This is a genomic window from Streptomyces sp. E-08, assembly GCF_049913095.1.
GTDB lineage: Bacteria > Actinomycetota > Actinomycetes > Streptomycetales > Streptomycetaceae > Streptomyces.
The window spans coordinates 8,105,657-8,127,474 of record NZ_CP183971.1 but is presented as its reverse complement, the minus strand read 5'-3'; the positions used below and the strand labels follow the sequence as shown (position 1 = coordinate 8,127,474).

General features: G+C 74.1%; 18 protein-coding genes, 1 pseudogene and 1 riboswitch. Of the genes and pseudogenes, 9 read left to right on the top strand and 10 right to left on the bottom strand.

Annotation, left to right across the window (positions count from 1 at the left end; all coding sequences use genetic code 11):
* The first annotated feature begins 5 nt into the window (after window positions 1-5).
* From ACN9MM_RS37090 to ACN9MM_RS37080, 3 genes are all read left to right on the top strand, one after another.
* Window positions 6-341: a hypothetical protein gene (locus ACN9MM_RS37090; RefSeq protein ID WP_426368180.1), complete on the top strand. Its 336-nt coding sequence runs from the start codon at window positions 6-8 to the stop codon at window positions 339-341.
* A 99-nt stretch (window positions 342-440) separates the two neighbouring features.
* Window positions 441-1,328 (top strand): hypothetical protein, encoded by an 888-nt coding sequence (locus ACN9MM_RS37085; RefSeq protein WP_426368179.1) that lies wholly within the window; start codon window positions 441-443, stop codon window positions 1,326-1,328.
* A 178-nt stretch (window positions 1,329-1,506) separates the two neighbouring features.
* Complete coding sequence (locus tag ACN9MM_RS37080) at window positions 1,507-2,883, top strand: tannase/feruloyl esterase family alpha/beta hydrolase (RefSeq protein ID WP_426368178.1); 1,377 nt, start codon at window positions 1,507-1,509, stop codon at window positions 2,881-2,883.
* Between the two features lie 33 nt (window positions 2,884-2,916).
* Here ACN9MM_RS37080 and ACN9MM_RS37075 read toward each other — a convergent pair whose 3' ends face one another.
* Together ACN9MM_RS37075 and ACN9MM_RS37070 are read right to left on the bottom strand one after the other, a co-directional pair.
* The gene (locus ACN9MM_RS37075; protein WP_426368177.1) at window positions 2,917-3,462 is read right to left on the bottom strand and encodes an MOSC domain-containing protein; all 546 of its coding nucleotides are present in this window, start codon (window positions 3,460-3,462) and stop codon (window positions 2,917-2,919) included.
* 150 nt (window positions 3,463-3,612) lie between these two features.
* A complete protein-coding gene (locus tag ACN9MM_RS37070; protein WP_426368176.1) occupies window positions 3,613-4,701 on the bottom strand; it encodes a fatty acid desaturase family protein in 1,089 nt (362 codons plus the stop codon).
* A gap of 290 nt (window positions 4,702-4,991) precedes the next feature.
* Here ACN9MM_RS37070 and ACN9MM_RS37065 point away from each other — a divergent pair, with 290 nt between their 5' ends.
* Complete coding sequence (locus tag ACN9MM_RS37065) at window positions 4,992-8,054, top strand: SNF2-related protein (RefSeq protein ID WP_426368930.1); 3,063 nt, start codon at window positions 4,992-4,994, stop codon at window positions 8,052-8,054.
* Window positions 8,051-9,421 carry an SWF or SNF family helicase gene (locus ACN9MM_RS37060; protein ID WP_426368175.1) on the top strand — a complete coding sequence of 457 codons (1,371 nt, stop codon included), beginning with the start codon at window positions 8,051-8,053 and terminating at the stop codon, window positions 9,419-9,421. Before ACN9MM_RS37065 ends, ACN9MM_RS37060 begins: the two co-directional genes overlap by 4 nt.
* On the opposite strand, the gene ACN9MM_RS37055 is transcribed toward ACN9MM_RS37060, so the two are convergent.
* Window positions 9,402-10,403, bottom strand: a complete 1,002-nt coding sequence (locus ACN9MM_RS37055) for a hypothetical protein (RefSeq protein WP_426368174.1) — start codon at window positions 10,401-10,403, stop codon at window positions 9,402-9,404. The genes ACN9MM_RS37060 and ACN9MM_RS37055 overlap by 20 nt on opposite strands.
* A 144-nt stretch (window positions 10,404-10,547) precedes the next feature.
* The gene (locus tag ACN9MM_RS37050) at window positions 10,548-11,402 is read right to left on the bottom strand and encodes a bifunctional 5,10-methylenetetrahydrofolate dehydrogenase/5,10-methenyltetrahydrofolate cyclohydrolase (RefSeq protein WP_426368173.1); all 855 of its coding nucleotides are present in this window, start codon (window positions 11,400-11,402) and stop codon (window positions 10,548-10,550) included.
* A gap of 28 nt (window positions 11,403-11,430) precedes the next feature.
* A riboswitch (ZMP/ZTP riboswitch) is annotated at window positions 11,431-11,538 on the bottom strand.
* Between the two features lie 134 nt (window positions 11,539-11,672).
* Between ACN9MM_RS37050 and ACN9MM_RS37045 the strand changes: the two genes are divergently transcribed.
* A complete protein-coding gene (locus ACN9MM_RS37045) occupies window positions 11,673-12,983 on the top strand; it encodes a GAF domain-containing protein (RefSeq protein WP_426368929.1) in 1,311 nt (436 codons plus the stop codon).
* Window positions 12,984-13,026: 43 nt separating this feature from the next.
* Window positions 13,027-14,550, top strand: coding sequence for an acetaldehyde dehydrogenase ExaC (gene exaC, locus ACN9MM_RS37040; RefSeq protein ID WP_426368172.1), 1,524 nt, complete (start codon window positions 13,027-13,029; stop codon window positions 14,548-14,550).
* A gap of 4 nt (window positions 14,551-14,554) precedes the next feature.
* Here exaC and ACN9MM_RS37035 read toward each other — a convergent pair whose 3' ends face one another.
* From ACN9MM_RS37035 to ACN9MM_RS37025, 3 genes and pseudogenes are all read right to left on the bottom strand, one after another.
* Entirely contained in the window at window positions 14,555-15,199 is a 645-nt protein-coding gene (locus tag ACN9MM_RS37035; RefSeq protein WP_426368171.1) for a hypothetical protein, read from the bottom strand.
* Window positions 15,200-15,370: 171 nt separating this feature from the next.
* Window positions 15,371-16,288 (bottom strand): annotated as a pseudogene (locus ACN9MM_RS37030) (NAD(P)/FAD-dependent oxidoreductase); the annotation flags it as partial.
* Window positions 16,289-16,626: 338 nt separating this feature from the next.
* A complete protein-coding gene (locus ACN9MM_RS37025) occupies window positions 16,627-18,021 on the bottom strand; it encodes a glycosyltransferase 87 family protein (protein WP_426368170.1) in 1,395 nt (464 codons plus the stop codon).
* A gap of 269 nt (window positions 18,022-18,290) precedes the next feature.
* Here ACN9MM_RS37025 and ACN9MM_RS37020 point away from each other — a divergent pair, with 269 nt between their 5' ends.
* Both ACN9MM_RS37020 and ACN9MM_RS37015 read left to right on the top strand, forming a co-directional pair.
* Complete coding sequence (locus ACN9MM_RS37020; RefSeq protein WP_426368169.1) at window positions 18,291-19,346, top strand: molybdopterin-dependent oxidoreductase; 1,056 nt, start codon at window positions 18,291-18,293, stop codon at window positions 19,344-19,346.
* A 56-nt stretch (window positions 19,347-19,402) separates the two neighbouring features.
* Window positions 19,403-19,795 (top strand): hypothetical protein, encoded by a 393-nt coding sequence (locus ACN9MM_RS37015; protein ID WP_426368168.1) that lies wholly within the window; start codon window positions 19,403-19,405, stop codon window positions 19,793-19,795.
* On the opposite strand, the gene ACN9MM_RS37010 is transcribed toward ACN9MM_RS37015, so the two are convergent.
* From ACN9MM_RS37010 to ACN9MM_RS37000, 3 genes are read right to left on the bottom strand one after another with little or no spacing between them, the layout of a single operon-like run.
* Window positions 19,774-20,475, bottom strand: a complete 702-nt coding sequence (locus ACN9MM_RS37010; protein ID WP_426368167.1) for a class I SAM-dependent methyltransferase — start codon at window positions 20,473-20,475, stop codon at window positions 19,774-19,776. The two genes, ACN9MM_RS37015 and ACN9MM_RS37010, sit on opposite strands and share 22 nt — an antisense overlap.
* Complete coding sequence (locus tag ACN9MM_RS37005; protein WP_426368166.1) at window positions 20,472-21,101, bottom strand: TIGR04282 family arsenosugar biosynthesis glycosyltransferase; 630 nt, start codon at window positions 21,099-21,101, stop codon at window positions 20,472-20,474. Before ACN9MM_RS37005 ends, ACN9MM_RS37010 begins: the two co-directional genes overlap by 4 nt.
* On the bottom strand, window positions 21,098-21,802 hold the full coding sequence (locus ACN9MM_RS37000) for a glycosyltransferase family 2 protein (protein WP_426368165.1): 705 nt from the start codon (window positions 21,800-21,802) through the stop codon (window positions 21,098-21,100). Before ACN9MM_RS37000 ends, ACN9MM_RS37005 begins: the two co-directional genes overlap by 4 nt.
* Window positions 21,803-21,818: the final 16 nt, after the last annotated feature.

Below are 21,818 nucleotides of genomic sequence, written 5' to 3'. Positions count from 1 at the left end.
GGGCCGTGGCACGAGTTCCGGAAAGACTGCGCAGACTCCTCCCCTCCAGCCGGAAGGCGCCCGGGGCCGCCGCGTCGGCGCCACCGCGCCCCCGGCAGGGGCACAACCTCTTCGAGGCGGCCGCCGAGTACGTGGCGGCCTGCGCCGAGGACGACCCCGCGCGGGCGGAGGAGGCGGCGAGCCGGGTCTCCCCCGGCATGCTCTCCTTCGGCGTGAACGAGCTGGCCTGCCGGGCGCTGATCACCCTCGCCCGGGAACGCGACCAGTCCCCGAGCACCGTGGCCCGCTCGCTGCTCGGACTGCGGGACCAGCCGGCGACCCGGCGGGCCGCCGACACGTGACGGAGGCGCCCCGAGGAGGCGTTTTCCCCCGGCGGAGACTCTCGACGCGCGGGTTACCCACTGGTTAAGGTGCGCCGACGACCAGATGGGGAGGATGCCGTGACCGGGACGGACCCGACCGCCGAGGCCGACGCCGACGCGCTGTTTGTACTGACCGCGGCGCTCCTGACGCCCGAGCGCTTCCCGAGCGTGCTCGGTGACGACTATCCGGCGGCCTGTGCCGCGCTGGGACTGCAGCCGTACGCCGAGGGGTACGGGCTCGTGTTCGGCCAGGACGGGAACGGAGCCCGCTGGACGGTCGTCGTCGACGACGTGTCGCTCGTCGCGGTGGCGATCTCCTCCTGGGACTGCGGCATGGCCTACGACCTCTCCCCGGACGAGCGCTCGGTGGTGGCCGGGCTGCCGGGCTGGCCGCTGCCCGTGGCGACGGTCGCGCCGGGCGTCCCGGCCCCGCACGACCCGGAACCGGAGGAAGGCGATCCCGCGCCCCTGGCCCCGCCCTCCGGCGGGGAGTGGGGCCCGGCCCAGCGCCGACTGGGCGCCGACGAGGTGGCGCTCCAGTGGGAGGCCTGGCGAGCCCGGGTGGCCGACGAGGGCGGTGACGCGGGCCCGGCGGCAGCTCGCCCGTCGCAGGGCGCGGGCCCCGTGGTGGCGAGCCCTTCGACGGCGGCTGGCCCGGCGACGTCCGGCACTTCGGAGGCGCCGGCCTCCTCCGATGACGACGCCCCCGCCTCGTACACCGGCGTCCAGAGGGTCCTGCACGAGCTGCGCGGCTATCTGGAGGAGCCCCCGCCGGTGGGGCGGGTGCGCTCGGCCTCCGGGATGCTGCGCGCGGACGGTCCCGGCTGGTCGCTCGTGGCCAGGACCGACGACATGGCGTTCGTCCTCCTCGACGAGATGCCGCGCGAGGTGCTGCCCGTGAAGCGGGGCCCCAGGCTGCCCGCCCTCCTCGAAGCGCTCGACGCGATGGCGGTACGGCCCTCCTGAAGGCCTTCCAAGGCCTCTCCTGAGGACCTCCGCCGGTCCCGCCGCCCGCCTCCGATCCCCCTGGGACGACATAGGACGACGGCCCGTGGTGTGGTTCCACACCATGGTCCGGCGGTGGTGGCGCGTCGCACGATGTGGCGCCGCACCCCCCTTTCCGTCGTCCCACCGGAGGCTCACCATGCGCCTGATCCCAGGCGTCTCCCTGCTCGCCGCGCTCGCCACCGGGGTCACCGTCCTCGGTCCCGCGAGCCCTGCCGGGGCCGACGCGCCGGCCGCCGCGCACTGCGCGCGCCAGGACCGTGTCCACGTGCCAGGTGCCGAACGTCACCAGTCCGCCTGTCTGGACGACCTGACGACCGCCGGGCTCGCCGGCACGCCGTACACCGACATGGCGGACCAGGCGGGGCTCGCCGCGAAGGGGACCCGCAACCCCTCGGGGGTGCCCGGCGTCCAGATCGACGGTGCCTTCCCCGACGACTCCCGTCTCAACGCCACCCACGGCTGGGCCCATGACGCGCAGTTCGTCATCCGGCTGCCCGACCACTGGAACGGCGGGCTCGTCGTCACCGGGTCCCCCGGCAGCCGCCGCCAGTACTCCACGGACGCGCTGATCTCCGACCAGGTGCTCGCCCGGGGCTTCGCCTACGCCGCGACCGACAAGGGCAACACCGGCCCGGACTTCTTCACCGACGGGCGGAAGCCGGGCGACGCGGTCGCCGAGTGGAACCGCCGGGTGACCGAGCTGACGCGGGCCGCGAAGAAGGTCGTGCGGCAGCGCTACGGCAAGGCGCCGGAGCACACGTACATGACGGGCATCTCCAACGCGGGCTACCTCACGCGCTGGCAGCTGGAGAACCGGCCGGAGCTGTACGACGGCGGGGTCGACTGGGAGGGCGTGCTGTGGACGACACGCGGCCCGAACCTCCTGACGAGCCTGCCGGTGACGGTGGCCAGGACCCAGGGTCTCGCCACCGACGAGGACCTGATCGCGGCGGGCTTCGCACCCGATTCGCGGTTCCTCTGGCCGTACCACGAGAAGGCCTACTGGGGCCTGACGCAGAAGCTCTTCCGGGCCGAGTTCGACCCCGCGTACGACCCGGCCTGCCCCGGCTCCACGGCCGGCGGGACGGTGGAGCAGATCTTCGCGCCCTGCGCCTCGGACGCCTCCTACGACTACGCCTCGCGGCCGGCGTCCGTACACCGCGCGGTCGCGAAGGTGGCGCTCACCGGGCGGATCGGCAAGCCGCTCATCACGCTTCACGGCGACCTCGACACCCTGCTGCCGGTCACCACGGACTCCGACGTGTACGCGCGGATGATCGACGGGCGGGGCCGGGGCGCCCTGCACCGCTACTACACGGTGCAGGACGGGACGCACACGGACGGCCTGTACGACACGTACCCGGACAAGCTGCGGCCGATCCTGCCGTGCTACCGCTCCGCGTTCGACGCCCTGACGCGCTGGGTCGAGGAGGGCACGGCGCCGCCCTCGGACCGGACGGTCGCGCGTCCCGCGAGCGGTGACGTGGTCAACTCCTGCGCCCTGGAGGGATGAGCGGGATCGCCGGGGCTACAGCTCCGAGGCGGCTCAGACCCGTTCCAGCGGGCGGTGCGGCCCGGCCGGGAGTTCGGCCCGGATCGGGTCTCCGGGCCGCACCTCCCCGCCGGTGAGCACGACGCCCATGATGCCCGCCTTGCGCACGACCTCGCCCTTCTCGTCGCGGCCGACGACCTGCTTCAGCAGTCCGTGCCGGAAGTCGTCGATCTGCGCGCAGGGGTTGCGCAGGCCGGTGACCTCGACGACGGCCTGCGCACCGAGGTGCAGGAGGGTGCCGGTGGGCAGGGCGAGCAGGTCGATCCCCCGGGTCGTGACGTTCTCGCCGAGATCGCCGGGGGCGACTTCGAAGCCCGCGCCGGCGACGTCGTCGAAGAGCTCGGCGTGGATGAGGTGGACCTGCCGCAGATTGGGCTGGGTGGGATCCTGGGCGACGCGGGAGCGGTGCTTCACCGTCACGCCCGCGTGGACGTCGCCCTCGACGCCGAGCCCGGCGAGGAGGGTGATGCCCTCCCTGTTGGGTTTGGTGAACGAGTACGTGCCGTTGCTGCTGACCGTGGTGACGGTGCCGCCGCTCATGGTGTGAGCTCCCCTTCTCTGTCGCTCCGGACGGCGGGTGCACCGCCGACCCGGAACGATGATCACATCGCGCCTCGCCCGTGCGACCCTACGCGGCGCCCTCGGAGCGCCGTACGCCCCCTGCGCGGCACCCTCTGAACCGTACGACCCCTACGCGGCGCCCTCGGAGCGGAGCGGCGCGCCCACCTCGTGGAGATGACCGAGGGCCTGGCGGTACGAGTCGACGAAGCCGGTCTCCGTGTACGGGACGCCAAGCGCCGCGCAGTGGGCCCGGACGGCGGGCTGGGCCAGGCGGAGGTTCGGGCGCGGCATGCTCGGGAAGAGGTGGTGCTCGACCTGGTAGTTGAGGCCGCCGAGGAACCAGTCGGTCAGGGCGCCGCCTCGGATGTTGCGCGAGGTGAGCACCTGCCGGCGCAGATGGCCCCAGCTGTCGCCGTCCTCGTGCTCGTCCGGCCGCTCCATGCCCTTGTGGTTGGGGGCGAAGGCCATGCCGAGGTGCACGCCGAGGAGCATCTGGTGGAGGAGGGCGAAGACGAGGGCCTGGGCGGGCGTCAGGAGCGTGAGGAGCAGGGTCGCGTAGCCGGCGAAGTGGGCGAGGAGGAGAGTGCCTTCGACGAGCCGCTCGCGCCGGGTGCGGCAGGGGCCGTCCTGGGCGAGCAGGGACTGGATTCCGTACACCTTGAGCGCGATGCCCTCCAGCGTGGTCAGCGGGAAGAACAGCCAGGCCTGGTGGCGGGTGAGGAACCCGCGCAGGCCCGCGCGGCCCGCCGTCTGGTGCTCGGCGAAGACGAGGATGTCGGCGGCTACGTCCGGGTCCTTGTCCAGGTGGTTGGGGTTGGCGTGGTGGCGGTTGTGCTTGTCGTTCCACCACTCCCGGCTCATCCCGAGGAGGAGGTTGGCGTGGACGAGCTGGAGGATCCGGCTCGTCCTGCGGTCGGCGGTGATCTGGGCGTGGCCGGCGTCGTGGCCGACGAAGGCGGCGCGGGCGGAGAACACCGCGAGGGGAACGGCGAGCAGGAGCGCCCACCAGGAGGGCCCGATCAGGGCGATTCCGGCCGCGACGGCGGCGATGCCGAGGAGGTTGACGACGATGCCCCGGGCGTACCAGCCGGGTCGGTGTTCGAGGAGGCCCTGCGCCCTGACCGTCCGCAGGAGCGGGCTGAACTCGCTGCCGCCCCGGGCGCGGGCGGGCGCCGCGAGGGGTGCGGCGGCCGGGGGCAGGACGGTGGCCTGGGACATGACGGGCTCCGGTTTCTGTCGGTCGGTGGGGTCGGTGGGCGCCTACCGAGAACCTACGGATCCGTGATCGTCCGGGGCCATGGCGTCACCACCCGTCCGCCGCCGGGGGCGCGCCGGGGGGCGGGGGTGGGGCGAACCCCACCCTCGTAGGGGATCGGGGGCGGGGTTCGCCCCACCCCTCCGCATGGACCCGGCGAGTGTGGCGCGGATCACTCGGCACGGGTGCGCGCCCTTAGGCTTCGCGAGGTATCCTCGGCGATTCGGTCACCAGGTAGTCAAATTTGAGGAATGTGTTGTCGCTCTCGCACGGATCCGATGAACCGGCCCGCGAACCCGCCCGGGAACCCTCCCGCGCACACGAACTCATCCGTCACTCCGCCGTCTTCCTCCCCGCCGATCCGCCCCGCGCCGGACGGCTCGCCTTCTGGTCCCCGGACGGCGAACCGCTGCCGGACGGAGAACCGCTGCGGGCCGGCGACCCGGCTGCCGCGGGCGTCACCGCGCTCACGGTCGTCGAGGGCGACGACCTCCAGGCCGTGACCGTCCCCGCCCACACCCTGTCCGTACGGGACGCCCTGCCACTGCTCGCCCGAGCCCGCTTCTCGGACGCCGCCTCCCCCGCCACCGCCTTCTGGGGTGCCGCCTCCCTCCTCGCCCTGGACCTCGTGGCACGCGGCCTGCTGCTGCCCGGCCTCACCCCCGCCGACCACGACGCCTGGCGCGTCGGGCCGCTCGGCCCCGGGGAGCTGGCCGAACTCCGCACGCTCGCCGCGTCGATGCCGCCCGCCGCGCACGCGGTACCCCTGCCCCCGCACGTCCCCGCGTCCGAGCCCGACGCCGTCACCCCGCCTCTCGACGAACCCCTGCTCCTGCCCGAACCCGAGGCGCTGCTCCGTGCCTTCGCCGACGCGGTGGCCGACACGCTGCCCCGTACCCCGGCGGCCCCGCTCGCGGCCGGCGGCCCCGCCTTCGCGGCCGACGAGCCGCGGACCGTTCCCGAGCAGCGGGCGTGGGCCGCCGACGTGGCGGCGGTGTACGACGCGGGCGTCAGGCTCTCGCTCCGCCTCGAACTGCCCGGCTTCACCTCGGAGTCCGTGGAGGCGCCCGCCTTCCGGGCGGTGCTCCAGCTGCACGGCGTGGCCGACCCGACCCTCGTCGCGGACGCGGCGGACGTGTGGGCGGGCTCGGGCCGCGCGGGCGCCTCGTTCGGCCCCCGGGCCCGGATGGACGCCCTCCTCGCCCTGCGGCGCGCCGCCCGTGCGTGGCCGCCGCTGTCCCCGCTCCTGTCGGCGGCCGTGCCCGACACCGTCGAACTCGCCGACGAGGAGCTCGCGGAGCTCCTCGGGCCGGCGGCCGAGGCCCTCGCCGCCTCGGGTGTCCAGGTCCACTGGCCGCGCGAGCTCGCCGACCGGCTCACCGCGCGCGCGGTGATCGGCCCGGCGGGGGCGGGGGCCGAAGCGGGTCCTGGTGGCGGAGCGGGTGCCGAAGCGAGTCCTGGTGGCGGGGCGGGTGCCGGGAGCGCCGGACTCCATGACGGTGCCGAGCCCGACACCGACTCTGACGTCGCCCGCGCCTCCGCTCTGCCCTCCTTCCTCGCCGCGAACTCGCTGCTCGCCTTCAACTGGCGCTTCGCCGTCGGCGACCACGAGCTGACCCGGGCCGAGCTCGACCGGCTCGCCGAGGCCGGCCGGCCCCTCGTACGGCTGCGCGACCGCTGGGTCCTCGTCGACCCCGCCGAGGTGCGCCGGGCCCGCGCCCAGCAGGACCGCAAGGTCACACCGGTGGACGCCCTCTCGGCCGTCCTCACCGGCACGACCGAGATCGACGGACGCCCCGTCGAGGTGGCCGCGACGGGCTGGCTGGAGCGTCTCCGGGAGAGGATCGCCCGGCCCGAGGGCGACCGGCCGGAGATCACGCAGCCCCCGGCACTCGCCGCCACCCTGCGCGACTACCAGCTGCGCGGGCTCGACTGGCTCCACCGGATGACCTCGCTCGGCCTCGGGGGCTGTCTGGCCGACGACATGGGCCTCGGCAAGACGATCACCGTCATCGCCCTGCATCTGCACCGGCAGGCCGACCCGGCCTCCGCCGGGCCCACCCTCGTCGTCTGCCCGACCTCGCTGATGGGCAACTGGCAGCGGGAGATCGAGAAGTTCGCGCCCGGCACCCCCGTGCGCCGCTTCCACGGTGCGGCACGCGACCTGGAGGAGCTCGCCGACGGCGGCTTCGTGCTCACCACCTACGGCACCATGCGACTGGACGCCGAGCGGCTCGCCGCCCGGCACTGGGGACTCGTCGTCGCGGACGAGGCACAGCACGTCAAGAACCCGTACTCCGCGACGGCCCGACAGCTGCGGACCATCGGCGCGCACGCGCGCGTGGCGCTGTCCGGCACGCCCGTGGAGAACAACCTGTCCGAGCTGTGGGCGATCCTCGACTGGACCACGCCGGGACTGCTCGGCGGTCTCGGCGCCTTCCGGACCCGGTTCGCCTCGGCCGTCGAGGGCGGAAGGGACCCGGCCGCCGCCACGCGGCTCGCCGCGCTCGTGCGTCCCTTCCTGCTGCGCCGGCGCAAGTCCGACCCCGGCATCGCCCCCGAGCTGCCGCCGAAGACCGAGACCGACCGGACCGTCTCCCTGACGCCGGAACAGACCGGTCTGTACGAGGCGGTGGTGCGGGAGACGCTGGCGGCGATCTCCGAGGCCGACGGCATGGCGCGCCGGGGCCTCGTCGTGAAGCTCCTGACGGGCCTCAAGCAGATCTGCAACCACCCCGCCCAGTACCTCAAGGAGGAGCGGCCGACGATCGAGGGCCGCTCGGGCAAGCTGGAACTGCTGGACGAGCTCCTCGACACGATCCTCGCCGAAGGCGCCTGCACCCTGGTCTTCACCCAGTACGTGGGGATGGCCCGGCTCCTGGAGGCGCACCTCGCGGCCCGGGGCGTGCGCACGCAGTTCCTGCACGGCGGCACTCCCGTCGCCGAGCGGGAGGCGATGGTCGCGCGCTTCCAGGCCGGGGAGGTCCCGGTCTTCCTGCTCTCCCTGAAGGCCGCGGGTACGGGGCTGAACCTGACCCGCGCCGAGCACGTCGTGCACTACGACCGCTGGTGGAACCCGGCGGTGGAGGCACAGGCCACCGACCGCGCGTACCGGATCGGGCAGGACAGGCCGGTTCAGGTCCACCGGCTGATCGCCGAGGGCACGATCGAGGACAGGATCGCCGCGATGCTCGACCGCAAGCGCGAGCTGGCGGACAGCGTCCTCGGGACGGGCGGGGACACCCCGCCCGAACTGACCGAACTGACCGACGCCGAACTGGCGGAGCTGGTGCGACTGCGAGGGGACGGACGATGAGCGGATACGGACAGGAGCGCGGCCACCGGCACGGTCACGGGGACGAGGAGCGGACGTTCGAGGCGCTGCCTCCGGCGCACGGCGGCGGTTTCACCCGTACCTGGTGGGGACAGGCGTGGCTGAAGGCCCTGGAGGACTCGGCGCTCGACCTCCAGCAGCTCAAGGCAGGACGGCGGCACGCGCGCGCGGGGGCGGTGGGAGCCGTCTCGGTGCGGCCCGGCCGGATCACCGCGATGGTCAAGGACCGTGACGGCACGTCGTACCGCGGTGACGTACTGGTGCGGGAGTTCTCGGAGGAGGAGTGGGAACGGCTCCTCGACCTCGCCGTGGACAGCGCGGGGCACATCGCGGCGCTCCTCGACCGCGAGATGCCGCCGCACCTGGTGGAGGACGCGGCAGCGGCGGGACTGGACCTGCTGCCGGGCGTCGGGGATCTCGAAGCGGAGTGCGGCTGCGAGGCCTGGGACCACTGTCCGCACACGACGGCGCTCTGCTACCAGGTCGCCCGCCTCCTCGACGAGGACCCGTTCGTCCTCCTCCTGATGCGGGGCCGCGGCGAACGCACGCTCCTGGAGCAGTTGCAGACGCGCAGTGCCGCGCGGGCCGCCGCGCCGACCGCGCGTGGCGGGGACGGGACGGGCGGCGCGCCGGACGGCCGACCGGAGGGGCCCGGCGGTATGCCCGGCGTGTCGGCGGAGGAGGTGTTCGCCGCGGGGTTCCTCGTACCGCCGCTGCCCGACCCGCCGGTCGCACAGCCGGCGCCGGGCCGGTCGCCGTCCCTGGACACCGACACCCCGCCGGAGCCGGGGGTCGACCCGGCGGCCCTCGAGTTCCTCGCGACGGACGCGGCGGCACGCGCGCAGCGGCTGCTCGGCACGTTGCTGGGGGGCGGCGGCGTGTGCGACGCCACGACGGAGGCGGTGGAGGCGCCGCTGACGGTCGCTCAGGACGCGGTCCGGCTCGCGGCGGGCGCTCCCGCGCCCTGGGTCGCGGCGCGGCTCGCGTCCGGTTCGGGCAGGTCGCGCGGGGAACTGGACCTGGCCACGCGCGCGTGGCGGTTCGGGGGCGCCGCCGCCCTCGCCGTACTGGACGAGGAGTGGACGCCGGATGCCGGGGCTGTCGACCGGGCCGGGGTCCGGCTCGCCGAGGCCTGGGCCGACGGCGAGCGCCCGGTGCTGCGACGCGCGGGCGGCGCGCGGTGGACGGTCGTGGGCGCGGAGGCGCAGCTGAGGCTGGGTGAGGATGGACGCTGGTGGCCGTTCGTGAAGGCCGGGGCGCGCTGGTCCCCGGCCGGTCCGGCGGACCGTGACCCGGCGGCGGCCCTGGCGACGGCGTTCGCCGTCGGTGCTACTGGAGCCGGTGGCTGAGCGTGCCGGTGGTGGTCGCCAGGCTGCAGGCGACGGTGTCCGCGCCGAGGAGGTGGCTCGTCCGGTACGGGTACTGGACGAAGGTCGTCCAGCGCGTGCCGAGCGGCTGCCGGGCGGCCTTGCGGCGGAGCGGTTCGCGGCAGAGGAGGGTGGCCGCCTCGCGTACCGCCTGATCGGTGGCAAAGGTGCCGGCCAGGCGGAGCCGCGCGATCAGTTCGGCGTGGTGCGGCGTGTCGCAGCGCTGTCGGAGGGCGGTGCCCGGCGCGTCGCGGTCGATGTCGAAGCACTCGCCCACGCGCAGCGCCTCGAAGGAGACCGGCCGCACGCTGCTGCGGTCACCCGTCGGGAGGCCGGAGGGGGTGGTGCCGGTCGAGGGCGTGCCGCCCGCGGGGCCGGTGCTCCCGGACCGGTGCGGCGTCGGTGACGTGCTGTCCTGCGGCCGGCCCGCGCCGTCCTCGGGCGCCGTGGGCGTCGGCGTGGCGCCCGTGGTCGAGGAGTGCGCGGGTATCCCCGGGCTCGACGTGCCGGCCGTTCCCGCTCCGTCGGCGGGGGTGGGGGCTGCCGGTCCCGTGCCGTCGGCGGGGGTGGGAGCGGCCGGTCCCGTTCCGCTGGTGACGACGGGGGACGGCACACCGGCCGGGTCCCCGCCCGTTCGCCCGTCGGCGAGTCCGCTGCCCTCCGCGCCGCCCCGGGCCGTCAGGAACGCGCCCGCCACCAGGGCGGCCGTCAGCAGCGGGACGAGCGGCACGCCGAACCAGCGTGCGCGCCGCGCCGCGGGCCCGGGCCGGGGCGCACCGAGCCGTACGAAGCGGGCCGACCACACCGACTCGGCGCCGGGTGCGGTCGCACCGGGGCCGGGCGGGAGCGGTGAGGGGCTCGCGCGATCGGGTTCGGGCGCTCCGGGTGTGTCGGACGCGCCCGGACGGCCGGGCTCGGGCGGAGGGGTGTCCGTGAGCGGGATGTCGGTCGGCGGGTGGGGCACAGGGACCAGGTTCGCCTTTCGACGGCGGCGGTGCCAGCGTTCACCGGCCACCGGGCGCGGCAGGTACGGAATCGTGACCATCGCCGACCGTGCGCGCCTCCGCCACCGCCGCGCCCCCGTCACCTGCCGCCCGGTCACCGCTGCCTACAGGCCGAGCTGGCGCTCCGCGCCCTCGACCGTCTGGGCGAGGAGCACGGCGATGGTCATGGGGCCGACACCGCCGGGGACCGGGGTGATGAGGGAGGCGCGCTCTGCGGCCGAGGCGAAGTCGACGTCGCCGACGTTGCCCGGGTTGTAGCCGGCGTCGATGACGACGGCGCCCGGCTTGATGTCCTCGCCCTTGATGAAGTTCGGCTTGCCGACGGCGGCGACGAGGATGTCGGCCTCACGGACGACGGAGGAGAGGTCCTTGGTGCGGGAGTGGCAGTAGGTGACGGTGGCGTCGCGGCCGAGGAGGAGCAGGCCGGCGGGCTTGCCGAGGATGGCGCTGCGGCCGACGACGACCGCGCGCTTGCCGCTGAGCTCGACGTCGTACGCGTCGAGGAGGCGCATGATGCCGCCGGGCGTGCAGGAGACGAAGCCGGGCAGGCCGAAGCCCATGGCGGCGAAGGAGGCCATCGTGACGCCGTCGACGTCCTTCTCGGGGGCGATGGCCTCGAAGGCGGCGCGCTCGTCGATGTGCGGGCCGACCGGGTGCTGCAGCAGGATGCCGTGGACCTCGCGGTCCTCGGACAGGGCGGTGATGGCGGCGACGAGTTCCTCGGTCGTCGTCTCGGCGGGCAGCTCGACGTGCTTGGAGCGGATTCCGGCCTTCGCGCAGCGGTTCTGCTTCATCTTGACGTACGTGACGGAGGCCGGGTCCGCGCCGACCAGGACGGTCGCGAGGCACGGGGTCACGCCGGTGCGGCGGGTGATCTCGGCGGCTCGGGCGGCGGTCCCCTCGACCGTGCGGCGGGCGAGGGCCGTGCCGTCCATGAGGGTGGCGGTGCTGGTGGACATGGCAACTCCTGGGCGTCGTGTCTGACCGGTTTGTCGCCCAGGCGCACGGCATCGGCACGGTGGCGCCGCCGGGGCGCGCTCCGCCGGGCCGCTCCCCGGTGGTGATCCACCTCAAGCGCCAGTCACGGCCCGGAGCCCACTCTACGTGAGGGGTCGGGGGCCGGTCCCGGACAGGGTGCATATGCCGGGGTGAGGCAGAGCTTGTCGGCGGCACCCGCGCGCACCACGATGAGCGCGACGGGCCGGGACGACCTCGACGAGGAGGCCGAGTTGAGCGATGCGTGGGTGGCCGCGGAGCCACGGACGGGACGGACGCCGGCGGTGGACCGGGGAGCCGGGTCCGGCCCGGGGCCCCGGTCAGGCCCGGACCCGGAGGAGGAGCGTCCTACCCGGCGCGCTCGTCCCCTGGTGGCCGACTCCTGGCGCCGATCCGTACGCGCGCGCGTGAGCCCCGACGGGGCGGCGCGGGTGGAACTGGACGACGACGAGCTGGCCGCGTACCGGGAGGACCATCCCCTCGCCGGGGCGATGCCGGTGATCCGGGAGCTGATGGGCGCGTACGCGACGGACGGGGAGCACCTCCTGGCGGTCTGCGACGCCGCCGGGCGGATGCTGTGGGTCGAGGGGCATCCGGGCACCCTGCGCGCGGCCGGGAGGATGAACTTCGTGGCCGGGGCCCGCTGGTCGGAAGCGGCCGCCGGGACGAACGCACCCGGAACCGCCCTGGCCGTCGACCGTCCCGTCCAAGTGGTCTCCTCGGAGCACTTCCGGCGTCCGGTGCGGGCATGGACCTGCGCCGCGGCGCCCGTCCACGACCCGCGCAGCGGGCGGGTGCTCGGCGCGGTCGACATCACCGGCGGGGAGGGGCTCGCGCACCCGCACAGCCTCGGCTTCGTCCAGGCGGTGGCGCGCGCGGCCGAGTCGCAGCTGGCGCTGCTCGGTCCGGCCCCGGAGCCGGGACGGCTGAGGCTGTCGGCGCTGGGCCGGGACGAGGCGGTGCTCTCGGTGGGCGGGCGGAGGCTGCGGCTGAGCCGCCGCCACAGCGAGATCCTGGTGGTCCTCGCCCACCGCCCGGAGGGAGTGGGCGGCGACGAACTCCTGACGCTGCTGTACGAGGACGAGTCGGTGACCCCGGTGACGCTGCGGGCGGAGCTGTCACGGCTGCGCGCGCTGGTCGGGCCCGACGTGCTGAGGTCGCGGCCGTACCGGCTGGCCGGGGGGGTGGACGCGGACTTCGCGACGGTCGACCGGAGGCTGGCCTCGGGGGCCGTCGCGGCGGCTGCCGGGGACTACGCGGGCCCGCTGCTCCCGGCGTCGGCCGCGCCCGGGGTCGTACGGCTGCGGGAGCGGCTCGCGGGCCGGCTGCGGGCCGCTCTGGTGGACCGCGGCGATCCGGGGCTGCTCGCGGACTGGGCGTACAGCACGTGGGGCGAGGACGACGTGGTGGTCTGGCGGGCGTTGTGCGGGGCCGTACCGGCTAACCGGCTTCCTCCCGTACGGGCGAGGCTGGACTCCCTGGAGGCGGAACTGTCCGCCGGTGCAACGGGCTTGCAACGTACGGGTCCGCACACTCGGGCGTGAGCGCCGGCCAGGACGGCCGGCGCGTCCCAGGGAGGCCAAGCCCATGACCCGTTACGCCGCACCCGGTACCGAGGGCGCGCTCATGTCGTACCAGGCCCGCTACGACCACTGGATCGGCGGCGAGTACGTCGCCCCGGCGACCGGCCGCTACTTCGAGAACCCCAGTCCGATCGACGGCCGCCCCTTCACGGAGGTCGCGCGCGGCACCGCCGAGGACGTGGAGCGCGCCCTCGACGCGGCGCACGCGGCGGCCCCGGCGTGGGGGCGGACGGCTCCGGCGGACCGGGCGGCGGTCCTGCTGCGCATCGCGGACCGCATGGAGAGCAACCTGGAGGCGCTCGCGGTCGCGGAGACCTGGGACAACGGCAAGCCGGTCCGGGAGACGCTGGCCGCGGACATCCCGCTCGCGATCGACCACTTCCGCTACTTCGCGGGGGCGCTGCGGGCCCAGGAGGGCGCGCTGAGCGAGATCGACGACGACACGGTGGCGTACCACTTCCACGAGCCGCTGGGCGTGGTCGCGCAGATCATCCCGTGGAACTTCCCGATCCTCATGGCGGTCTGGAAGCTGGCCCCGGCGCTGGCCGCGGGCAACGCGGTGATCCTCAAGCCGGCCGAACAGACGCCGGCCTCGGTGCACTTCTGGCTGAGCCTGGTCGCGGACCTGCTGCCGCCCGGCGTCCTGAACGTCGTGAACGGCTTCGGCGAGGAGGCCGGCAAGCCGCTGGCGTCCAGTCCGCGGGTCGCGAAGATCGCGTTCACGGGCGAGACGTCGACGGGCCGGCTGATCATGGGGTACGCCTCGCAGAACCTCAAGCCGGTCACCCTCGAACTCGGCGGCAAGTCCCCCAACATCTTCTTCGACGACGTGTGGGCGGCGGACGACGACTTCCGGGACAAGGCCCTCGAAGGCTTCACGATGTTCGCCCTCAACCAGGGCGAGGTGTGCACCTGCCCCTCCCGCGCCCTCGTCCAGCGCGGCCACTACGCCGACTTCCTGGAGGCGGCGGTCGCCCGCACGGAGAAGATCGTCCCGGGCCACCCCCTGGACACGGACACGATGATCGGCGCCCAGGCCTCCGCCGAACAGCTCCGGAAGATCGTCTCGTACCTGGAGATCGGCCAGAAGGAGGGCGCCAAGATCCTGACGGGCGGCCAGATCGTGGAGCACGGAGGCGAGTTGGCGGGCGGCTACTACGTCCAGCCGACGATCTTCGAGGGCGACAACCGCATGCGGATCTTCCAGGAGGAGATCTTCGGCCCGGTGGTGGCGGTGACCTCCTTCACCGACTTCGACGACGCGATCCGCACGGCCAACGACACGCTCTACGGCCTCGGCGCGGGCGTCTGGACCCGCGACACCAACACGGCCTACCGCGCGGGCCGCGCGATCCAGGCGGGCCGCGTCTGGACGAACTGCTACCACGCCTACCCGGCCCACGCTGCTTTCGGAGGAGTGAAGCAGTCAGGCATCGGCCGAGAGACCCACAAGATGATGCTGGACCACTACCAGTCGACCAAGAACCTCCTGGTCAGCTACTCGCCCAAGAAGCTCGGCCTCTTTTGAGGCGTCAAGTCGGTTTCCTCGGAAAGGATTGCCCCGCCCCCCGGAACCAGTTCCGAACAGATACTGATCGGCGCAGGGCCGTCACAGTAGGGCCTGTGAAATACGGACGGAGGTTGCCGCGGACGAGCCTGGTCAACAGCAGGGCGGCGAGCAGGCCGCCCATGACCAGCGGCAGGGCTCCGGCGGCCAGTCCGGCGCCGCGCGGGTCGTCGGCCGGCAGCGGGATGAGGTCGCGGGCGGCGACTGCGGTGCCGGGTCCCTGTGCCTGGCTGAGGCCGGTCGCGATGCTGTTCAGGGTCTGGACGACGGCGGTGCTTCCGGCTGATGCGGTGATGACCTGTGGAGTGCCGGAGCTCAGGTCGATCGCCCCGTACACCTTGCGGTCGCGGATCAGTTGTTCGGCGGCGGCGCTGTCGGCGACCTCGAAGCCGTCGGGAAGCCGTTGGTCGAGCATGGACGTGGTCCGCTTGACGGCGGGAGCGGGCCCGGCGACGGCGATCGGCACGTCATGCACCGATGAGCGTACCGACGGCCAGGCGAAGGCGGTGAGCAGCAGGCTGATGCTCACCGTGAGCAAGGCGACTGCCCTGGCCACGATCGGCCAGGGTGAGGGCGACGCGTTGGCTGCGAGCGCGGCCTGAGTGGACATGCTTCTCCTGCGGAGGAGGGAGTTCATCGCCGGGTGAGCGGAGTTTCGGACTCGAGCGGGGCAGCTCTGCCGGATTGCGGACGTAGCAGAAACCGCTGACGCGGGCCTTCTCGAGACGGACCGCCAGGACGCCGTCGAGTTCGCCGGTCAGGCAGGGGATGAGGGCCGGACCTTGATCCGTGCGGCCTTCCGGCCGCCCACGTACTTCGGCTTTGCCTGCCCTTCGTCGTCGACCATCTGCAAGATCCCGTCCCGCCGCCCGAGGCTGATGTGGTTGCCCACGTACTCCAGCTTGGTGTTCGCGATCTCGCGGCCTGTCAGGCGTCCCACGATCGCGTCCGTAGCCTGTCGGCCGGTGTAGCCGGCCGAAGCGCAGGACATCGCCAGCGGCCGGCCGTTGTCGCCGATGACGTAGACGCTGTCGCCGGCGGCGTAGACGTTCGGGTGCGAGACCGACCGCATGGTGCGATCGACGACGATCTGGCCATTCTCGGTGACCTCCAGCCCGCTCACGGCGGCGATGGGGCTGACCGCGAACCCAGCCGTCCACACGGTCGCGTCGGACGCCAGGACGGTGCCGTCGGCGCACAGTACCCGCGCGGCTTCGACGGCTTCGACCTCGGTGTGCTCCAGCACGGTGATGCCCAGCCGGTCGCAGGCCTGCCGCAGGTGACTGCGGGCCCCGGTCGAAAGCCGGGCTCCCAGCTCGCCGCGGGCAACCAGCGTCACCGACAGGCCGGCCCGGGACTCGGCGATCTCGGTGGCGGTCTCGATACCGGTCAACCCGTCGCCGACGACCAGCACACTCCCACCTTCGTCCCGCTTGCTCAGGCTGTCCAGGCGCTCACGCAGACGCAGCGCCGAGGGCCGGCTGGCCACGTCGAAGGCGTGCTCGGCCACGCCGGGGACGCCGTGGTCAGCGCCGTGGCTGCCGAGCGCGTAGAGAATCGTGTCGTAGCCGAGCTCGCCGCCGCCGGCGTCGGCCACGACGACGACCTGGCGCTCTGGGTCGACGGCGGTGACACGGGCCAGGCGCAGCCGTACCGCCGTGCCCGCGAAGACGTCGGCGAGCTGCGGAGCGTCGATCTCCTGTCAGTTCGCTTGCTTCCGGTGACTTGAGCGGAACAGGGCCCCGATTCCTGACAAGAGCTGGATGTGATGCGGGTCACAGGCTGACAGGGCTATTGCGAGGCCCGCTCGGGGGTCGGGCGCGCGGTCGATGAAGCCCGGAAGCCCCTCAGCGTGTTTACGCGCGCAATCGGTCCGCGGAGCCGGCGGATGTGCGGGGGGCGGAGCACGGCGGCAACCGGTCCCCGATCGAGCCCGACGTCCCCTCCGCCTGCGCCGCCTGCGCCGCCATGGCCGAGCTGGGCATCGAAATCCCCGACCAGAAGCCCAAAGTGTCCACCACACCTACCGCCAGCCCATCACCACGGCCGGATCCGGTCGCGGAGACGACCGGTGCGAACCGCCCACGCCACGGCGACGGCCAGCGCCGCGGCAAGGTACGCGATCGTGCCTGCACCAGGGGCGGCGCGGGTTGTGAGGTAGGAGGCCGCGCCGGCGACGGCGACGCCGAGCCACTCCCAGCGGCCGTCGAGGGCCACGAGGGCGACGAGGAGCAGGGCGTACCAGGAGTAGCCCGGGGTGGTCAGGAGGAAGGCGGTTCCAGTGACGAGGAGCGCTCCGCTCCAGGGGCGTTCGGGGTCACCCCGACGGATCACGTACAGGCTTACGGCAAGCATCCCCGCGATCATGGCGGGCAGCGCCCAGGAGCCGGGCAGGACCAGGCACAGGAGTGCGTAGCGGTTTCCGGAGGAGGCGTCCTGGTAGCCCTCCTCCTCGGCGTATCCGCCCAAGTAGCCCAGGACGGAGGAGTGGGAAAGGAGGACGTACGGGAGGTAGAGCGCGGCCAGAACCATGGCGACGGGCAGGATGGCGGCCGCAGCCTCCCGTGGGCGGCGTACGCCAGACAGTGTGCCGGGGAGCAGGACGGCCGGCAGGAGTTTGACGGCGGTGGCAAGGCCCAGGAGAGCGCCGCCCCCCAGACGGTGGCGGGCCGTCAGACCGAGCGCGGCGACGGCCAGGAGTACGGCGAGGGTGTCGGCGTGGGCGTTGTTGACCGCTTCGACGGGGACGGCCGGGCACCAGGCCCAGTAGGCGGCGGTGCGCGGGTCGCCGCGATCGCGGAGCATGCGGAGCAGCAGGAGGGTGGTGGCCACGGCGAGGATGGCGCCGCCGGTCTGGAGCCCTTTATGGCGTGCTCCGTCCGGGGAGACGGTGTGCACGAGGAGGAAGTAGAGCTCGCCGACCGGAGGGTAGATGGTGTGCACCCCGGGGCGGTTGATCCGGGTGCAGACACCATCGGAGACCGAAGAGAGGTCCGGGCCGCCGCAGGTGGGCCCGGTGGGGAAGAGCCAGGTGTCGCGGAGCGGGACGAGTGCGGGGTCGGCCGGGGCGTGGTCGTACGGGGAGATGCCCGCGGCCTGCACGCGCCCGTCCCAGGCGTAGCGGAAGGAGTCGGTGCTCGTGCTCGGCGGGGCGAGCAGCCCGGTCGCGGCCACGGCGATGCTCCCCGCGAGGACGAGGGCGGCGGTGTGCCGGGCGGGCGCGCGGCGCAGGGCCAGGATGGCTGCCGCGAACAGGACCCAACAGGCGGCGTACCGCCAGGACAGGCCGGCCGGGTCGGTGAAGTAGCCGTCGTTGCGGATGGTCAGGGCGGTCGCTGCGGTGAGTACGGCCAGCAGGACGGACGCGGCCGCCGTCGCCCGGCGCGTGGTGATCGGTGCTGTGGCGTTGGCTGTGGTGGGCGGGTGGGTCACGCCGCCACCCTGGCAGCCGGCAGGGCCACGGGGAGCACGGCGCGGCAGGGCGTCCGCGTTTCGTAAGGTGTCGGAGCGGTCTGCGCAGCCGGTCTGCGCGGTTGCATGGGGCCATGGGATCTCGATTCGGCCGGCGCCTGAGACTGCCGGCCTTCCAGCTGCCGTCACCGAGTACACCGCGGGTGCGGCTGTCCACGCTCCGGCCGCCCGGCTTCTCGGGGCGATTGCACGACGCGCGGACCTCCACGGCGGTGGGACGCTGGCTGGGTATGGCGTTCGCCGTGTGCTTCCTGACCGGGCTGGTCAGCCATTTCCTGCAAAAGCCGCCGGGGTGGCTGGCCGATTATCTGCCCGCGCGGCCCGTGTGGGGCTACCGGCTGACACAGGGCCTGCACGTCGGAGCCGGGCTCGCCGCGATCGTGCTGCTGCTGGCGAAACTGTGGGCCGTCTACCCCCGGCTCTTCGTGTGGCCGCCGGTGCGGTCAGTGCGGCACGGGCTGGAGCGGCTCTCCGTGGCAGTGCTCGTGGCCTCGGCCGTCTTCCAGGTGTTCACCGGACTGCTCAACATCGCCGAGTGGTATCCGTGGCCGTTCTCGTTCGTGCCCGTCCACTACGCCGTGGCCTGGATCGCCGCGGGGTCCGTCCTGCTCCACCTCGCGGTCAAGGCCCCGGACATCCGCGCCCATTGGAGCCGGCGGTCCGTCGCCACCCTCGCGCTGCCCGACGAGGAGCGGGACGGCCCGGACCGGCGGGCGCTGCTGCTCGGGGTGGGGGCGGCCGTGGGGGCGGTGACCGTGACGACGGTCGGTCAGTCCTTCACCCCGCTGGCGTCCCTCGATCTGCTGGCACCCCGTCACCCGGGCTACGGGCCGCAGGGACTGCCGGTCAACCGCACGGCGGCCGCAGCGGGGGTGAGCGGTTCCGCCGTACAGGACTGGCACCTGGAGGTGCTCGGGCCGAGGCCTTACCAGCTGTCCCTCGCAGAGCTTGGAGCGCTGCCACAAGCCGAAGCCCGGCTGCCGATCGCATGCGTGGAGGGCTGGAGCGTGGACGCCCGGTGGAGCGGGGTGCGGATCCGTGACCTGCTGGGGAGGGCCGGGGCCGCGCACGGCTCCGGGCTGCGGGTGGTGTCGCTGGAGGTGGCCGGGGCGTACCGGGTGATGGAGATGGGCCGGGAGTACGTCGAGGACCCGCTGACCATGCTGGCGCTCCGGCTGAACGGCGAGGTGCTGTCGATGGACCACGGATACCCCGCGCGGATCATCGCGCCGAACCGGCCCGGTGTGCTGCAGACCAAGTGGGTCACCCGGCTGGAGGTGCTGTGAGGTCTTCGGTGTTCGGGTCCGTTTCCGCGATGCGGTGGGTCCTGGGTGGGCTCGGCGTGTTCCTGATCGGGATCGGCGCGTGGCATCTGGCAGCGCAGCCCGACCCGTACGACGCGCTGGTGTGGCTGGCGGGCGCCCTGGTGCTGCACGACGGGGTGCTCGCGCCGCTGGTGCTCGCTGTCGGTCTGCTGGTGGCGGCGGTGCCGGGCCGGCGGGTGGTGCGCGGGGCGCTGATCGTCTGCGGGGTGCTGGTGCTGGTCACCCTGCCGCTGCTGCTCCGGCCGGGTGCGCCGCCGAATCCCTCGGCGCTCCCCCTTCCCTATGCGCGCAATCTGCTGGTCGTCCTGGCCCTTGTAACGGCGGCCGCCGTGGCTCTGGCGGTCCTGCCGCGGCTGTGGCGGCGGGCGCGGCGGACGCGGTCCCACTGTCAGGCCCCGCGCCGGGACTGAGGTCCGGGAGCGGGGGCGAGTTCGGCGAAGTGCCGGCCGACGGCCGACCAGGTGTGGCCGATCCGCCAGCCGGCGGTCCCGGCATGGCGGGCCAGGGCCTCGGGCCCGACCCGGGCCCAGGAGAAGGCTGTACCGAGTGCGCCGTGCCCGTCGTCGAGCCGTACCTCGCAGCGCTCGTCCACGTCGAGCGGTGCGGCCTCCGCGATCAGTCGTCCGCCGGGGGCCAGCAGATCGGCGGTCCGGCGCAGCAGGGCTGCGGGGTCACCGCCGATGCCGATGTTGCCGTCGATGAGCAGGGCGGTGTTCCAGCGTCCCTCCCCGGGCAAGCGCTCGAACACCGACCGGCACAGGGCGATGCCGCCCCGGCGCACGGTGCTGGTCACGGCCGCCGGGCTCACGTCGATGCCGAGCGCCTGGTGGCCTCGTCCGGCCAGCGCGGCCACGAGCCGGCCCGGGCCGCAGCCGATGTCGAGGACGGCACCGCGGCACCGGGCGAGCACGCTCCTGTCGGCGGCATCCGCGTCGGCGCACCAGCGTTCGACTTCCAGGGGCAGCAGCCAGCCGTCCGCGCGGCGCAGGAAGAGCGGGCCCCGCCCGGCTCGCAGGGCCCGGGAGTACGGGTCGTCCCGCCAAGCAGGCCCTGGGGCCGTACGGGCGTGCGGGACGGCGGACGCGGTCATCGCGCCGCCCGTGCACCGGCGGTGAGGCGCTGGTGCAGCACCGCGAAGCGTCCCGCCGGGGGCTGGGCCGCCACCTCGGAGGCGTCGGCTGCCGTGTCGACGTCCCGCAGGCACGGCAGCAGGCCGGTCCGCAGCCCGGCCGCGCGCAGGCGTGCGTACTGCACGGCCCCGGTCTCCGGTACGGACATGGGGATGCCGAGCAGCAGGGCGGGGTCGGGTTCGGCGAGGCCCAGGGCCCAGAAGCCGCCGTCGGCGGCCGGGCCGAACCAGGCGTCGTACCGGTCGAAGGCGAGGGCGGGCGCCAGGAGGTCGGGGGTGACCTGTGGGGTGTCCATGCCGATGAGCAGGGCCGGGCCGGTGCAGGCGGCGAAGGCGGCGGCGAGGCGCTCGTCGAGGCCGCCGACGCACTGGGGCAGGACGTCGAAGCCGGGCGGCAGCCACGGGCCGGGGTCCCCTTCGAGTACCAGGACGTGCCGGTCAGCAGGGGTCGCGACCACGGCGTCGAGGGTGTCGGCCAGCGCCGCCTCGGCGAGGGCGGCCGCCTCGTCAGGGGTGAAGGGAGGGATGAGACGGGTCTTCACCCGGCCGGGGCGGGGCTGTTTGGCGATCACGAGCAGGGTCGTCATCGTGTACCTCCGTGGACGGTCGCGTGCGGGGGTTCGGCGAGGACGGCGCGCATGTCGCGGACCGCGTGCCAGGTGCCCCGCCAGGTCCCGGTGACCTTGGACTTCCCGGCCCGGGGCAGGTACGGCACGTCCTCCTCCCGGACCCGCCACCCGGCGTCTGCGGCCCGGACGACCATCTGAAGCGGGTAGCCGGAGCGCCGGTCGGTGAGGTCCAGGGCGAGGAGGGCCTCGCGCCGCATCGCCCGCAGCGGCCCGAGGTCGTGCAAGCGCAGCCCGGTGCGACGGCGCAGCATCCGGGACAGGGCCAGGTTCCCGGCGCGGGCGTGCGGCGGCCAGGCACCTCGGGCCTGGGGCCGGCGGCGGCCGAGGACGAGGTCTGCCTCGTTCGCTGCGACGGCCCGGACGAACCCGGTCAGCAGGCCGGGGTCGAGTGAGGCGTCGCAGTCGCAGAAGCAGACGAACTCGGCACCGGCGGCCAGCAGCCCGGCGTGGCAGGCGGCGCCGAAACCGCGCCGGAACTCCGGCACGACGGTCGCGCCGAGAGAGCGGGCGATGTCGGCGGAGCCGTCGGTGGACCCGTTGTCCACGACCAGGGCCCGCCAGCCGGCGGGGATGCGGGCGAGGACCCAGGGCAGCGCCTCGGCCTCGTTCAGACAGGGAAGGACGACGTCCACGGTGACGTCCAGGGGGCAATCGGTCACGCCTGCCACCGTAGGA